The organism is Fimbriimonadaceae bacterium (genome assembly GCA_019638775.1).
Classification (GTDB): domain Bacteria; phylum Armatimonadota; class Fimbriimonadia; order Fimbriimonadales; family Fimbriimonadaceae; genus JAHBTD01.
Genome location: JAHBTD010000020.1, coordinates 1 through 15,811 on the forward strand (window position 1 = coordinate 1; position 15,811 = coordinate 15,811).

General features: G+C 53.8%; 18 protein-coding genes. 10 read left to right on the forward strand and 8 right to left on the reverse strand.

The window, feature by feature from the left end; all coding sequences use genetic code 11:
* Positions 1-268 precede the first annotated feature (268 nt).
* The 9 genes from KF784_17735 to KF784_17775 all read left to right on the forward strand — a co-directional run bounded on the left by KF784_17735 (position 269) and on the right by KF784_17775 (position 7,626).
* Positions 269-979 carry a hypothetical protein gene (locus KF784_17735; protein MBX3120902.1) on the forward strand — a complete coding sequence of 237 codons (711 nt, stop codon included), beginning with the start codon at positions 269-271 and terminating at the stop codon, positions 977-979.
* A gap of 44 nt (positions 980-1,023) precedes the next feature.
* Positions 1,024-1,245, forward strand: a complete 222-nt coding sequence (locus KF784_17740) for a hypothetical protein (protein ID MBX3120903.1) — start codon at positions 1,024-1,026, stop codon at positions 1,243-1,245.
* A 92-nt stretch (positions 1,246-1,337) separates the two neighbouring features.
* Positions 1,338-2,891 (forward strand): AAA family ATPase, encoded by a 1,554-nt coding sequence (locus KF784_17745; protein ID MBX3120904.1) that lies wholly within the window; start codon positions 1,338-1,340, stop codon positions 2,889-2,891.
* Between the two features lie 76 nt (positions 2,892-2,967).
* A complete protein-coding gene (locus KF784_17750) occupies positions 2,968-3,243 on the forward strand; it encodes a hypothetical protein (GenBank protein MBX3120905.1) in 276 nt (91 codons plus the stop codon).
* Positions 3,244-3,264: 21 nt separating this feature from the next.
* Positions 3,265-3,468 carry a hypothetical protein gene (locus KF784_17755; GenBank protein ID MBX3120906.1) on the forward strand — a complete coding sequence of 68 codons (204 nt, stop codon included), beginning with the start codon at positions 3,265-3,267 and terminating at the stop codon, positions 3,466-3,468.
* Positions 3,469-3,479: 11 nt separating this feature from the next.
* The gene (locus tag KF784_17760) at positions 3,480-4,391 is read left to right on the forward strand and encodes a hypothetical protein (GenBank protein ID MBX3120907.1); all 912 of its coding nucleotides are present in this window, start codon (positions 3,480-3,482) and stop codon (positions 4,389-4,391) included.
* 58 nt (positions 4,392-4,449) lie between these two features.
* Positions 4,450-5,505 carry a toprim domain-containing protein gene (locus KF784_17765; GenBank protein ID MBX3120908.1) on the forward strand — a complete coding sequence of 352 codons (1,056 nt, stop codon included), beginning with the start codon at positions 4,450-4,452 and terminating at the stop codon, positions 5,503-5,505.
* Between the two features lie 223 nt (positions 5,506-5,728).
* On the forward strand, positions 5,729-7,303 hold the full coding sequence (locus KF784_17770) for a DUF4942 domain-containing protein (protein ID MBX3120909.1): 1,575 nt from the start codon (positions 5,729-5,731) through the stop codon (positions 7,301-7,303).
* Positions 7,304-7,377: 74 nt separating this feature from the next.
* Entirely contained in the window at positions 7,378-7,626 is a 249-nt protein-coding gene (locus KF784_17775; GenBank protein ID MBX3120910.1) for a hypothetical protein, read from the forward strand.
* On the opposite strand, the gene KF784_17780 is transcribed toward KF784_17775, so the two are convergent.
* A complete protein-coding gene (locus KF784_17780; GenBank protein MBX3120911.1) occupies positions 7,627-8,346 on the reverse strand; it encodes a response regulator transcription factor in 720 nt (239 codons plus the stop codon). It abuts the gene before it with no gap.
* Positions 8,343-10,004 carry a PAS domain S-box protein gene (locus tag KF784_17785; protein ID MBX3120912.1) on the reverse strand — a complete coding sequence of 554 codons (1,662 nt, stop codon included), beginning with the start codon at positions 10,002-10,004 and terminating at the stop codon, positions 8,343-8,345. Before KF784_17785 ends, KF784_17780 begins: the two co-directional genes overlap by 4 nt.
* A 1,060-nt stretch (positions 10,005-11,064) precedes the next feature.
* Here KF784_17785 and KF784_17790 point away from each other — a divergent pair.
* Positions 11,065-11,880, forward strand: coding sequence for a hypothetical protein (locus tag KF784_17790; GenBank protein ID MBX3120913.1), 816 nt, complete (start codon positions 11,065-11,067; stop codon positions 11,878-11,880).
* A 123-nt stretch (positions 11,881-12,003) separates the two neighbouring features.
* On the opposite strand, the gene KF784_17795 is transcribed toward KF784_17790, so the two are convergent.
* From KF784_17795 to KF784_17820, 6 genes are all read right to left on the reverse strand, one after another.
* Positions 12,004-12,156, reverse strand: a complete 153-nt coding sequence (locus KF784_17795) for a hypothetical protein (protein ID MBX3120914.1) — start codon at positions 12,154-12,156, stop codon at positions 12,004-12,006.
* A gap of 92 nt (positions 12,157-12,248) precedes the next feature.
* Positions 12,249-12,605: a hypothetical protein gene (locus KF784_17800; GenBank protein ID MBX3120915.1), complete on the reverse strand. Its 357-nt coding sequence runs from the start codon at positions 12,603-12,605 to the stop codon at positions 12,249-12,251.
* Positions 12,606-12,616: 11 nt separating this feature from the next.
* Positions 12,617-13,774, reverse strand: coding sequence for a hypothetical protein (locus KF784_17805; protein ID MBX3120916.1), 1,158 nt, complete (start codon positions 13,772-13,774; stop codon positions 12,617-12,619).
* A 70-nt stretch (positions 13,775-13,844) separates the two neighbouring features.
* A complete protein-coding gene (locus KF784_17810; GenBank protein MBX3120917.1) occupies positions 13,845-14,105 on the reverse strand; it encodes an RHS repeat protein in 261 nt (86 codons plus the stop codon).
* 100 nt (positions 14,106-14,205) lie between these two features.
* On the reverse strand, positions 14,206-14,838 hold the full coding sequence (locus KF784_17815) for a hypothetical protein (protein MBX3120918.1): 633 nt from the start codon (positions 14,836-14,838) through the stop codon (positions 14,206-14,208).
* 100 nt (positions 14,839-14,938) lie between these two features.
* A partial coding sequence (locus tag KF784_17820) for a hypothetical protein (GenBank protein ID MBX3120919.1) occupies positions 14,939-15,811 on the reverse strand: 873 nt, incomplete at its 5' end.

Below are 15,811 nucleotides of genomic sequence, written 5' to 3' on the forward strand. Positions count from 1 at the left end.
GGTCCTGCAAACATGCGCCATATCCCACCAAGACCTTCCCGTCCACAATGGGATCTCGCTGCCCTGCTCGATTACGGATCCTCAATTCCTCAATGCCTTGTTCCGACATGGCTCCCCCCTTCTCATCGTGTATTACCAGACCATTGTCTCAGCCATACACAGGAGTAGGTCATATCCAAGCTCCTTCTGCCGCCCACACCCTCACTCATTTAGACATCGGTAATACAAAGATATCGACTAAGTCGAAATCAGAACAACCCGGAGAGCCATGGAGATCACGACAAAAATGTTGGCCCAGCCCAGAGATAACCAAGATGCCGATAGACACGCCCTCACCCCCGAGCCGCGCCAGCTCGTAACGGCCAGAGGAACACATCGGAACCTGCCGAATCGCCGGACAGGCTATACCCAGAAAGCCACGATAGGCGGGCACAAGCTCTATATCAGGACAGGAGAGTATGAAGACGGAACTCTGGGGGAAATCTTCCTGGACATGCACAAAGAAGGTGCCGCATTTCGTAGTCTCATGAACTGCTTTGCAATCGCGATATCCTTAGGACTGCAATACGGCGTTCCGCTCGAAGAATTCGTTGAATCCTTCACGTTGATGCGCTTCGAACCTAACGGACCGGTATCGGGACACGATCAAATCAAGATGGCCTCGTCCATCCTCGACTACATCATGCGTGATCTGGCGATCAACTACCTCGACAGACAGGACCTCGCTCATGTCCAGGTTACTCATGACGACCTCCGGGGAGACTCCGTCAAACCCTATGCCAAATCCACAAACCACCAAACACGGCAAGAATCTTCATCGCTCAACACCATGGCCTCGCACCCAACAAACGACATTGAAGAAGCCCGAATCAAAGGCTACGAGGGCGACCCGTGCCCAGAGTGTCATCGATTCACTCTCGTCCGACGGGGCACGTGTCGAACATGCTCAACATGCGGGAGCTCCACGGGTTGCAGCTGAACCTAGCTAAGACAGTCCCTTTACTCAGATCACACGGAGTGTCTATGTCAGTCCCACTGCCCACCCCTCCACACAACATCTGGCTCCAACGGTTCAAACGCCTTGCTCAGTTGACCGCCTCGCTCAATTCCGAAGACCCCCGCTTCCCCATCATCATGACACTACTCGATAAGTGTGATCGCGACTACCGGACAGACAACCATGCCTCGTTTATCGAGACCGGCAAACGCATTCGTTCCCTCATGGACACCCCAATCACCAGCTAATACCTACCCCAGAAACGACCGCGCCACCAGCGTGCCTCTAACACCATTTCATGGATCACGACCTCTTACCCTCCGAACCCAAAAGGATCCACATGTCAGAACAATACCCGCTGGCCATCGATTTTCGTACTGCCAGAAACGTCAGTGTGCCGCTTATTGCCGTCAACTCACTGGACCCAGCCGCCACCATGCGAGCCCTTGCCTGGTCATTGGTCAATGTCGCAAGCGCCTCCCAAGCTGATACCGACAACGAATTCGGCCTCCATGCTTTCCCAATACTAAAATGGGATATTGGGCATGGCCTGATCCCGCTCAATGAGGAGGGTAAGAACTGGCATACCCAAAATGTCGGGCCCTCCAAACAAAATACGACCATCAACCCTGCAGAAGCCCTCCGCGTCCTCGAAAAGGTGCCGCAACGGACACTGACATTCATCCTGAACGGACACCGCTACCTCTCAAACGATTTCTTCATTCAAGGCCTCTGGAATTGCCGCGACCTCTACAAGACGAACGGAAGTACGATCGTCCTCCTGGGTATCGGATTTAAACTGCCACCGGAGCTCGCCAATGACGTGGTGCTCCTAAACGAGCCGCTCCCGACGGCCACACAGCTGGAATCCATTGTCAAAGAGCAGCTCTCAGCAGCATCGCTGCCATTACCCGATCCTGCCACATTGGCCAAGGCCGTCGATGCCACGCTTGGCCTTGGGGCCTTCACCGCCGAACAGGAAGTCGCTCGGTCCATGCAAGCGAGCGGACTTAACGTGGACAAATTGTGGGAACGCAAGCGACAGATCATCGATGCGACACCAGGACTCAGCGTCTGGCGAGGAGGGAGCAGCTACGCGCAAATCGGGGGAGTCGCTACCATCAAACACTTCCTCAAACAGGTTTTGGTCTCCAAACGCGCTCCCCGCTGCATCGTCTGGCTAGACGAGATTGAAAAAAGCCTCTCCGGATCCACTGGACAAGCCTCAGATACATCAGGCGTCTCTCAGGCTTTACTCGGCATTCTTCTGAGCTACATGCAGGACCACCAGGCCTCAGGTTTACTCCTCGTCGGCCCCAACGGCACCTCGAAGAGTGCCATTGCGAAAGCCACGGGAGCCGAGGCGAACATCCCCACCATCGCCTTAGACATCTCTGGTCTCAAGTCCTCACTGGTAGGCTCAAGTGAACAACAGATGCGGCAAGCGCTGAATGTCATCTCAGCTATCTCTCAGGACAAAGCCTGCTTTATCGCCACGTCCAACAACATCAGTCAGCTACCACCCGAACTCATCCGTCGGTTCGGCTATGGCACCTGGTATGTGGATCTCCCCAGTCAGGATGAGCGCGAGGCGATCTGGAACATCTACTTCGCCAAGTTCGGTCTCGCCGCCGACACAGACCGACCGAATGATCACAACTGGACAGGCGCAGAAATCGAGCGCTGCGCTCGGCTCAGTTGGGAACTCTCAATGCCACTGTCCGAGGCAGCCAAGTACATCGTTCCCACGGCCATCAGTGCAAAGGAAAGCATCAAGGCACTCGAAGCACAGGCGCATCAGACTTATCTGAGTGCGAACCGTGAGGGCGTTTTTGACCAGAACCGAGACACGCCGCATCACACACGTCCTCGCACCATTACCCTGGCGCAATAAGCCAGCGCTGTCGCCTAGAGAAAAGGAACACGCCATGCCCTGCTATCTCGAACAAAGAGTCTCGGTGGAGTTGAATATGGCCGATGTCCCCCTCCTCATCTCCGCGGGATCTTCTCTCGGGTGGGAACACACCCTCAAAGACGACGTCCTGGTCTTCACCACTCCACAAAATCAGCAAGTCTCCATTTCGAAAGGAAGAGCCACCCTGGACCAGCGACACGAAGCCCTGATTCTGGAGCTCAAGCAAGCCTATGCACAAACCATCATTCAGACGGCCGCTGAACAATTCGGGTGGACGTTAGAACGCGTTGAGGGGGCAGAACAAGAATTACTGCTCACTCGTTTCTCCTAACCCGGCTGGAGTGACCTTTCCATGCAGACCGACAGCATACGCATCAAGATTGAAACAGATGGAACCATCAAACTGATTACCGACGAGATCAGCCTAGCCAACCACGCCACTGCAGAAGACGTTATACAACAGATCATCACACTCTCAGGCGGCTCACTCCAAAGCAGTCGGCGCTCAACACACAATCACCACCATCATCAGGCCGACGAACATCTTCACCACTAAGCGAGGTCATCATGCTCAATGCTCAATCGGCATTTAGTTCACTGTGGTCCAACGCATTCTGCCTCATGCTCACGTATCGCAAACTCGGCATTCACCGACGGATGGACAGCGCCTCGGTGCTCTCCATTGATACGGAACCCAGTCGTGTCCGTGTGACTAAATCTATTCTGTCCTGTCCGGAATACCTGGCCATTACGAGACTGTACTCACGCGTCCGCACCAAATTGGAGAAGTTGACTCTGCCGGCCGGCCTTCGTTCAGGCATGTACCTCATTCCTGTCTCGCTCGCCTCAGAGGTCGACGCCATTATTGCAAACGCAGAAGACGAGCTACGACAGCTCGTTGATGTCTTTCTCGCACAATACGATAAACGTATTGTGGAAGAGGAGTCTCGCCTCAAGGCGGCCTATCGCACCAGAGATTACCCCGATCCAGACACTGTGCGGGCGGCGTTCGGACTCACCTACTCCTATATTACGTTTGATCTTCCCGGCACCCTAGAGACTATCAGTGCCACGATGCTTAAACGAGAAGAACGCCGGTCAATGGAAAAGGTGAACAATATGCTCGAAGACGTAAATACCTACCTCCGAGAAGCCATGCGCTCGCTCGTTAACCACCTGGTCGATCGGTTAAGTCCGAGTGAATCTGGCAAGTCCAAGACCTTCAAGAGCAGCACGCTCACCAATCTCCTGGAATTCCTGAACACCTTCGACGCGCGCAATTTGGGTAATGATATCGAGCTCGCTCAACTCGTCACAACCGCCAAAAACGTGCTGAGTGGAGTAGACTCGCAATTGCTCCGCAGTGATCAATCGATCGCTAACGTCGTGCAAAACGGGATGGGTACGATTAAGGCCCAACTGGACTCCCTCCTCATCAAGAAGCCGATACGCCTCTACAGCTTCGACGAAGCGGCATAACCTTACGAACTAGCCCCCTCATCGCGACACACCCTCTTTCTCGGTACTGATAACGCACATGTCCATTTCTCCAGACGCCATCGCCCACGCCCGCAGTATCAACCTCATTGAGTTTCTCATCGCTCGGGGCCACAAACCGGTGTCGAGAAGGCCGCACCATGCAGATTTTCACGCCCCTTATCGTGAGGATAGAAATCCTTCGTTCTCTGTCTCGCAGCGACCGGATGGCACCTGGGTGTGGTATGACTTCGGGCGCAACGAACATGAGGGGTGCAAACAGCACGGAGACCTCATCGACCTCGTCCAACTCCTCGACCATGTGCCGTTCGCAGAAGCCCTGCACCGGATTCTGCACAACACCGTCAGGAGTATGGTGGCCCCGAGCAACCCCTCCACGGCCCCCCCAACCGACAAAGAGCGTATTGCTCACGCCAAGAAGCTCTACTATGCCGCCCAAGCCAACATGACCCCGGAACGTGAGGAAGAGCTCCGGTCGTATTTCCATAAATTGGCGCTCCCCTACAACCAGCATCTTGGCGCTGTATGGATGCGGCTAGGCGACGACGGCATCCCATACGTAGCCTTCCCGCTTCCCACACCCAACATCCATTTCATGCAAGGGCTGATGGCACGAGCCTTGGGCGAGGCCCCACCTGCCCTGATGCGGGTCGCCCGCGGCCTCAAGGGCCCCTGGATCCTTAAACGCGGGAACGCGCCAATTCTGATCACGGAAAGCATCGTGGATTGCCTTGCAGGCGATGAGCTATTCGGACCCTCGTTTACCCTCTGTGCCCTGAATGGGCTGAATACGGTTGAGCGCCTCCAGGAATATCTCAAACGGCTCCCCTCACGAATCATCTATGTCGCGTTAGATAACGACGCAAGCTGTATCGCCGTGGGAAATGCGCCTCAGAACAGCTCACGAAAGAAGGGGCCACACGTCCAGAAAGAACTGGTCTCGCTGCTGACTTACATGGGCTATCACGTTATGGAAGTGCTACTCCATCACAACGCCAACGTAAAGGATCTTCACAAGCTTTGGCTGAAGCATCCGCAGCGAGTGTCGCTGCTCGATTTGGCAAAAACGGGCCTCCACCATGCACCAGCGTGCTAGCGCAGCCGCGTCACATTCCATGGCCTCGTCCGTGACCTCGGACACCCCGTCACACTCACGGTATGACACCCACTACTACGACCACAGGAGCTGAATGACCACGGCGTGACCTACCTGGTAGACACTGTGTCGATGAAGCCCTAGATAGGGCCGCACTCCGGAATCCCCAACAGCGTCAACCTATTCAAGTCACAGTTGCCTGCGTCTGTCGAAAAGGAGCGGTATGTTCAGCGAAGATTTCTACCCCACGCCCGGGGCCGTCGCAGCGAAAATGCTTCAGAAAATTGATCGCAATGCTGTCCATTTTCTTGAGCCGAGTGCCGGCAAAGGCGATCTCGCTAAAGCCATATTGGGATTCGGTCGGACTCGGTCTCCCTACGATCACGGTTCACGCCATCGCGTCGACGTGATCGAACTCCACCCAGATCTCTTGAAGATCCTCCAAGCCCATGAGGAGCTAACCGTCGTCGGATACGATTGGTTGACCTACGACGGCGTCTCCTATTACGACGCCATTGTGATGAATCCTCCCTTCAGCAAAGGTGCCCTCCATCTTCTCCGCGCTTGGGATTTTCTGCACAACGGCGAAATCGTCTGCCTCCTGAATCAAGAGACCATCGATAATCCTTACACGGAAGACCGTCAACGGCTGGCCGCGATTATTGCTGCACATGGCTCGGTCGAACCTCTTGGCCCCTGCTTCCTCACGGCGGAACGGCCCACCGATACTCAGGTCGCCCTCGTCTACCTTAAGAAGACTACGGAAGATGATCGCATCCATCTTTGGCATTCGGCCGACCGCGAACAATCTGTTAACGATGACATCGGCACACCTGAAGCGATCCCCGCGCTTCGCGATACCCTTGGAAATATGCAGCACTACTACACACAATCCCTAGAAGAGATGTTTAAGGCCTTCGCCCACATCCGCAAAGCCAGTCTCTTTATGGGCGCACTCGGCACGGAGCTTCGCCCGAGCCGATCGACGCGAGACGAGTCCGATCTTAAAAAGATCCTTGGCTTGGCCCAAACCAACACCACCGCCGCGCGCGCCGAATTCGCACGGGCCCTTCGCCGAAGCGCCTGGATGCACGTCTTTGAACAAATGGACTTCCGGAAGTGGCTAGATACGAAACAGACAGAAGAACTCTTACAAGACCTTGAACGCGATAGCACCGTGCCCTTTACCACACAGAACATCAAAGGCACCCTCTCCAATATATTCCAACAGCGCAAACGCTTGTTTGAGAAATCGGTATGGAATGTGTTCCTCGCGCTCACACGACACTACAAGGGCAACACCACCGGAGACATCGGGAGCGGGGACGGCAAGGCGGGCTGGAAGAGCAACGACTCGTACAAGGTCAATTGCCGGCTTGTGTTTCCATACGGCTGTCGATTTTGGATCGGACGATTCGATCTCTGGTCTGCCCGTGACGCCGGCGAGATTTACTCCGATCTGGATCGCGTCCTCGCCGTGCTAGATGGACAATCATTCGAAGAGATTGTCACGGTGCGAGACGCGCTGGAACGCTCATTTCACAATCATGGGGTGCACCCCCACCCCTGTGAGAGTACCTTTTTTCGTATACGCTATTTCAAAAAGGGAACCGTGCATCTCAAATGGAAACGAGAGGACCTGCTGGCCACCTTCAACACGACCGCAGCCGCAGGACGTCAGTGGATTGGGACCACTTGCCATAGAGATCAGGACTCCCAAGCTTCATATTCTCATCTAGACAGTAACGACCCCCACAGCTGGCCATCGCCCGTACCGACATGCCAGATTTGCGCCTAGAGAGTAGTCCCAGACTCCAAGCCTAAAGGCCGATCGGCCTTGGATATGTTGCCAGCGGTCTCGTCAATAACACCATGCTTGAACAGCACAACAAGCGCTGGGCAATCAAGGGCACCACAACAAAGACACGCGTCGATCTCGAACCGATCGTCGAAGTCACAGACAGAGCAAATGAACGGGAGGAAGGAACAACGGAGAGGACAATAGAGAGGTTTACACCCGTAATCCAGGGATGGGACCTCACCCCGGGTGAGAGCTTCGGCCAGCACCTCATCATCGACTGCGAAGCGCCACCACCCAAGCCCGAAAGCAAAGCCAGGTAGTTACTTCTGAATCCAATCGGTCCCGGTCAGACCATGCTTGATCGCGAACTTGGTTAGGTCGGCATCTGTCTCAATGCCAAATTTCTCCCTGAACATTGCCTTGTGGTGTTCAACGGTCTTTCGACTCAGACCCAATTGAAACGCAGTCTCTTTGATCGTCTTGCCTGACGCCAGCAACGTCACGACTTCACGCTGCCGCTGCGACATCCCCAAGGAGGCGAGTTGATCCTCTTCGTCATCAGAACCAGGCAGAGCCCCTGTCGGACGACTACCAAGCAGGCTCGTCACATACGCGTTGCCTCTCATCACTTCATCGATCGCATGGCAGAACTCCTGAGCACTGCAACTCTTCATCAGATACCCATTCGCCCCCACAGATAACGCTCGAGTCATGTATTCAGGTTCTTTGTGCATGGTCACGACGATGATCTTAATGTCAGGCCTGATTTCTCGAACCTTCGGAACTGCATCAAGGCCAGACATATCCGGCATCGAGATATCGACAAATGCCAAATCCGCAGGAACCCGCTTCACAAGTTCGAGCAATCCACGGCCTGAAGAGGCTTGGCCCACCACGGCGAATTCATAGTCACGCTGCTTATGGTTAACTCCATGTAAAATGGTAGTCATCCCATCCGCGACCAACGCATGGTCGTCAGCAAAGACCACGCTAATCGTTTTTACCGGAGAGTTGATCGGAGAATTCACACTGGTCGTCATGCTTCACGCTCCCTATAAGGTGCCCGAGCCACTACGACAGCTCCTCGCCCTTTCCCTGACTGAACCGCCAATTCCCCTGCCACCATGTGGATGCGCTCTTCCATCGCGACAATCCCTAGTCCCTTGGTTCGACGCGATTCTGTCTCTGGACTGAACCCCATTCCATCATCTTTCACACTCAGTTGCACCCAACCCTCTTCTCGAGCCAAGGATACCATGACCTGTTGCGCACCAGCGTGTTTCTTCACGTTCATCAAGGCTTCCTGAGCAATCCGATACAGACAGGTCGCGACCTCCCGATCCAAGGCCTCAGTAAACTCCATCGATATATTACTGACGATCTTCATCCCCGACCAACTGCCATACTCCTTCAACATTTTCTTGAGCGCCACCGAGAGCCCAAGATTATCCAAGATCGATGGGTGCAACTCGTGCGCAATCGTTCGCACCCGATCACTGATTCCCCGTAGCTCGTCAGTGACATTTTTGATGACCGCCGCCTCAGGGCTCTTGTTCTCCAACAACACCAATTTCCCTTCGGCCCTCAAAATCACACTTCCCAATCGTGATCCCAGATCATCATGCAACTCCCTGGCAACCCTGCGTCGTTCGTCCTCTTGCGCGGTCAGCAACTGTGAATGGAGGGCCCTCAACGCTTCTTGGCTGCGACGCAGGGCCTCAGCTCCCTCCTGAATAACACTTTCGGCACGCTTTCGCTCTGACACGTCTCGCACGATGGCACACACATACCCTTCCCCATCATGCTCCAAGTAGCGCATCGACACTTCGATGGGAAAGACCGTTCCAGACTTTCTTCGGAATGTAGTCGCATACTGTACTACTTCGCCCTGTTTCAGCCGCGTCAGATCGTTAAGAATGTCGATTCGGCTCTGTAAAGGAGCAATATCCGGCATCGACAAATTCAAGAGTTCTTCGCGTGAATAGCCCAACAACTCGGTTGCCCGTACATTCACATACATGATGCGACGATCAGGCCCAGCCCAAAGAATGGCATCAGCCGCATGGTCCGTCGCAAACTGCGTAAACCTCAGCTTGGCTTCAGCCAACCGTCGCTCAGTCACATCGGTTAACAAACCGTGAAACAGTACTGTTCCGTCTACCGTAGGCCTCTCAGGCAGAGAATCCCCACGCAACCATTTCACGCGACCATCGGGGAGTCGTAACCTAAACTCATGCGCCCACCGCGATCCACTGCGGATTGCGTTTTCAATGGATGCCATGATCCCCGGCATATCTTCTGGTAGGACCAATTTCCAGACCGCACTATAATCTGACACAATGACGTCTGATGGATACCCCACCATATCCATGGCTCCACGACTGATATAGCTAAACCGCTGACATCCATCCCGCGTAATAACATATTGATACACCGCACCGGGCACAGCATCCGCAATCCGTCGCATCTTGAGGTCAGTCTGGTGTAACTCTTGGACATCCTCGAAATACTTCTTCTCCTGATCGACCACGAGCGACTCATTCAGCTTCAAGAGCCGGCGATAAGTCTCTTCAGCAAATGCGAATCCAACCTCTCTGGAGTACGGCTTCCCTTCACCACTCTTAGCCTTAGCACTCCAATACTGCTCGTCCCCAGTAGAACACGCCAGACAAATATTGCCTGATAACACTTGCAACAACGATCTGATCCTAGAATCGACTGTCACCCTCGAGTAGAGGAAGACACAGTAGCTCCCTCCAGAAGGCAGCAGCCCACCCAGGCAAATAACCTGTTTCACTCCGTGCCTCCGCAGAAAGTCTGCTCTGCTTTCGGCGAGGTTATAAGAGCGTGGGATCTCATGCACCAGGATTCCAAACAATTGATTGTGTGAATTAGCGACAGTAAGACTCTTCTCAAAATTATTCACCGGACTGCTCAGCCCCAAATCCTCCCACGATTGCGTGTACCACGCAGTTTCCTGGGAACTGAACTTCGTTTGAATGGGGACACAATGTAGTCCGAACGGAGGTCTGTCGATCGTCCACTCCGCAGAATCTCCGGCCACGCCCATCAATGCAAGGACTCGCGTTTGAGCGGGGGCGTGGTCCCCATCAACCGAAGACACCCATCGGTCTTGGTAGCGCGCTGGGAGATCACCAAGATTACGAGTGTGAAAGACCTCGACGAGAGACAATTGAGACTGACGACTCTCCTGGGAACAGAAAGACCGGGCCAGAGACATCGCAATGAGTTGACAGACCTCCTCGGAAGATTTTCCAACTGTCTCTAAATCTCGTACCCACGAGCCTAAACGACACGCATCACCGAGGGAGAGCTCTCGGAGATCAAACGTCGATTCTTGGCCTTTGACGCTCAACGACATACTACCCTCCAACTCCCTCTCACCAACTCACAACTCAGTAGGCCGCTCTCCGATTCACTCTGCCGTCAGAGAATCGCTCGTGGACGTCACGCCAACTCTATGCACATTACACGTATTACGACTACTCGTCCCAAGCACAGGCGGCAGTATGACAAAAACACGTTCTGTGACTCAATACCCAGCTTTCCTGCGCATGGTTTTTTCCATACACACACTCCTTTCGGTCTGATTGTTTCAAATTGGCACATGGCAACTAGTTCGGTCTCATCCACTCTGTGACGACGACGCAAACGGGTATCGCCAAGGACCATCCACTGCCATCCAGTAATACATAGCAGAAGCGGTTCACACTCGTTCACATACCCAGGAGGAAGGCATGTCACGTATTAACCGTCGCACCCACTGTTCAGTCGGCAGAATTCTCGCCAGCCTTAGTGTCGTTATCGCCACAGGATCGATCGTTGGGTGTGCTGGCCACATGACGCTAAGTCATGAGGTGAATCTCACAAGCAGTAACGCCATCTTTCTCACCCCGTCGGAAGAGAAGACAATCTATCTCCAAAATCGCAACACCAGCGACAACCCCAATATCAACTTTGCTGAACTCCCGAACAAGATCAGAGCAAAGGGATATGCAATCGTTGATAATCCCGACAAAGCTCAGTACATCCTCCAGAGCCAGGTAGTACTCTGCAATAAATTAAAGCCCGGGCAAACCGTCGATGCCTTGATCGCCGGCGGGTTCGGTGGGGCCATCGGAGTCGCAGCTGGCTCGGCCGCAGCACTCAGCGGGGCGTCGCTTAGCCAGATTCCAATTCTCGGAGCGGTAGGAGCGGTTGGGGGATTTGCCGCGAGCAAATTCTCAGAGGACTCTATCGTCGCCTGCGTGGTCGACGCGATGGTACAGGAGCGCACCAAGGAAGAAATTCAACAATCTGTCACGACCAATAGTATGCCAGGGCCAGGCACACCACAGTCACAACCTGGAGCTTTTGGCTTTCTGAATCAACAAAGTGTCTCCCCGCCTCAAGCTGGACAGGTCACCCAACAGATCAGCGAAATCCGAAAAGGCACTCGCCGCTTCCACCAAGCGAGAATCGTGGCGTCTGACCAAAAGATGTGGCTGTCCGTTCCGGAAGCCAGCAAGGTACTCAGTGACAAACTTGAGGATTCCTTAGCTGGACTTTTCTAAAGAATGACTGACCCTGATAGGGCGCGTACGTCGTGGAATCAAGAGTCACGAACAGGGTGACCATCGGGCACGATTAAAATGGTGAGCATGTGGATGAAGGCCATCATCACTAGCTGAGATTGCCTAAGAGACAAGTGCCTGAGCGTCGGGCAGCCACGTATGGCTCGCAATGATCAGCCGATCCAATTGATCATAGCCAAACGTCTGCGACCCTCGGCGATCCGTCAGACTCGTTCGATTGCCGACTGGGTTGTAGACATAGTCCGCCTTGTTGATCTGGCTGCTGGTCGCGGTGAGTTGAGCAGGATGCTGGTGACCTGTGAGGCGGGATAATAGGTGTAGCCCATATCAGGCTCGAACAGTTGCAGTTATGGAGCGCGTCTCGAATCAACAAGATGAAAGGCATCACCATGGAACAGATATCCTTTACTACTGTCAGGCAATTGGATCTCATATGCCAGAAACTCTTTCCCATAGATACGTCGCATGACTGGAACCATCTGCCCTTTCGTGAGCACAACTAGCACTTTATTGATGGGAAGTGAATCTGGCGGATGAGTATATGTCTTGGGATCAGAAAACCTTAGAGGCAACGGATGCTCTAGCACATTGACATCACCATCGATTTCGGCCAGCTCCTCACCTTGGCACCCCATGAAGACATGGAGAATCATCACCCCTAGAACAACCGAAATGCCCCGACCGATCAACCTTTTTATCGCCATAGCATAAACCTCTATTTAGCTTGAGCAGGCTTGGTACCCGCTCCGGGATAAAAGATCGTACCGCCTACGAGACCAACTCCAGTCATACTTTCGTAAAGCTGTGATGGTGTTAATACTTTACCAATGTCGTAACCCATCCAATTCAGGCATCTCTGCACTGGCGCACCGCAGTTGTTCGTCAGAAAGTTATAGTCGGGTTGGTCCCGTTTGAGACATTCTTCCAGTGCCTTTTCCTGTTCGGCTGTGAGGGTCAAATCCAACCCCAGCGAACTCCGGAACGAGTTCCTTTGATTAAATACGGAAGTGGGCTCGTTCGTCATCCCATTTGGCCCGAATGAATAGGTTGTGCCATTGATGTTGGTGGACACATGGCCAAACGATGATGTGCCAATTCCCACCGGAGCCCAAATCACAATCTGTGCCTTTAACCCAAATGGATCAAAGTGCAATGTCGGATTTCCAAGGGCATACTCATAGTAGTTGTTACCTCCGACACGACCAATAGGATCACGTTGAGTGAATTTCCCAATCTGTGCATCATAATATCTAGCCCGATAGTAATAGAGCCCTGACTCTGCATCCAACTCTCTTCCCGTATACGTATAGGGCTGCTCCACCGTACCCGGTGACTCCAGAATATTCCCGTACGCATCATACGCGTAGGCTTTGGCCACGCTGCCGTTGACATCGGTGAGTTCCGTCACCGTACCGAGGCCATCCTGATGATAGTACAGCGTGCCATCCGCCACCGGTGTGGTCGTGGGCACCGTCGCCGAGCCCACCACGAGCGGCGTCCCCAGCGGCGTCGTCGAGGCAAACGTGGCACGGGCGGGAAACAGGAGGCGGCTTTCGAGCACCTGGTTCGTGGCCTGGTCGCGCGTCACCAGATAGAGTGGAGCATTGCCGCCGATGCCCCCCGTATCGATCAGGTCCACCGCAAGGGTGCCAGTGGCCGCGGCGGCGGTGACGTCGATCGGCGCGATCGGCTGTTCGAGGCCGGTTGAATCAATCGGCTGCCCGATCGCCGGCGCCGGCATCCCCGAGACGAACACAAAGCCCACCGACACCTGGCCGTTCACCTTGATCCCATCATCCACCACCGGCCCCCGCAGGCCATCCGGGGTGGAAGCCAGCACAGCCGTCTGCCCGCTGCCGAGGCCCGGCACCATCGGCGTCCGGCTCAAGGGCTCGTCGATGCCAGGGCCGTGGGTATAGCGTGCTTACAGCACGTTGCTGCCATTATATTCCAGCAGAATGTCTTCGCCATCGGTAGCTATGGTTAGTATCCGCCGTGAGTTGATTCCCTGGGTTCACGACAACACCACCGGTGGTGCGATTCCCCACCGCGTCATAGGCAAACGCTTGCGAATCGAGTAGCAAGGGGTAGCTGGCTGAGGTGAGTCGGTCCAACCGGTCATAGCCAAACGTCTGCGCGCCCCGTCGATCCGTCAGACTGGTCCGATTGCCGACGGGATTATAGACATAGTCGGCCCTGTTGATCTGGCTGCTGGTGGTCGTGAGCTAATGGCTAATTGCGGTCTCCCGATTGGCGGGATCGTAGGAGGAGCCCAATTCACTATCAGACGGAGAACGCACATGGTTACCTCAAGGGTTTCGGGAAAACCAGCTTCTTTTCCTCGTGAAGAAGCCTGCTGATCATAAATTCTTTCGCATAGCGTTTCACATTACACTTAAAGCACCTCCCTAAACCTACAGAAGGGCTCGCCCATCTGCGAATGCTCGAAAAACCAGCGATCTCTAACTCTTCAGGTAAAACCTGGCGTCTCAAGTCTCTCGTTATCTTGCGCTTTACATGTGGGGAGTTAGCTAGTCGACCTGCGACTTCAAGAATATCTTTTTTGCCGTCATGCTCAACGAGCAGAGCTGCTTCAATTATTCTTCGCTTGAAGATTGGAGGCTTTTGAGAGCCGATAACATACACGGCATCAATAACGTAAGCACCCTTAGAGCTTCCCGAGAGTGCCTTCCTGATTCGAATTTCGTTCATCATCGGAAGAAGTGTCTTTTGTTTGATTCCCCATGTGCTCGTATATCCAAGTAGGGCTCCTGACTTTAATGGTCCACAGACATAATATGTATCGTAAAGCCCCAAATATTCGCAGCTCATTTTCGTATCAACAGCAATGCGATGGGACTCTCTTTTGCCTAGATTTACTGCGCGCTTCTTGAGGTCCCTAAGGGACCTCGCTGAAACAACATAATCATTCAACATCCCTAAAAGCGCACTCCTCGATCTACACTTAAAGAGAAGGGTTATTCCCGCTAGCATTGAAGTTCAGCTCCCTTAGTAATTGCCAGCAATCGTTGCACGATTATGGTCTCCGCTTATTGTCGTTGAATGGCTTCCAACCTGGTTGTTGCTTCTTCTTCTCTGTCGGTCGTCCAGGTCGAGGTTTAGTATGCTTATCGTAAGTCGATGGCCTCTTCTTTTTATGCGGACTGTACTGAAGTGGGTCAACTGGGCATGCAATCTCCGTATCGATGTCTATATAAGGGGGTAGAAGAATATCTGGTACAGTATCGTCTTCAGGAAGCAGAGTATCGGGATAGGTATCAGGAAGAGGAATTATGTCGGATCCCTCGCCAGCGGAGTCGGGAAATATAGTTACTCCAGTTATTGCACCAGCTACAGTTCCAAGACCTAGCCCGATGCCTTGTAAAGCTCCTTTCACACCAGCGCTTGTCCCCTGAGCCGCTGAACCAGCTGCAGTCCCAGGGAACACAGCTGTATTTTGCAAACCTACTGGATCGCTGAAATAGATAGGGTTGTTCGAAACATACCGGTAAAGGTTAACATCCCCTCCTCTGAAACCTATCGGATCGTTCTGCAGGAAACGCCCCGTCGCCGCATCATAATATCTAGCCCGGTAGTAGTAGAGACCCGTTTCCTGATCGAACTCCCTGCCCGTATACGTATAGGGCTGCTCCACCGTACCCGGTGACTCCAGAATATTCCCGTACGCATCATACGCATATGCTTTGGCGACGCTGCCGTTGATATCGGTGAGTTCTGTCACCGTACCGAGGCCGTCCTGGTGATAGTACAGCGTGCCATCCGCCACCGGTGTGGTCGTGGGCACCGTCGCCGAGGCCACCACGAGCGGTGTCCCCAGCGGCGTCGTCGAGGCAAACGTGGCACGGGCGGGAAACAGCAGGCGGCTCTCGAGCACCTGGTTCGTGGCCTG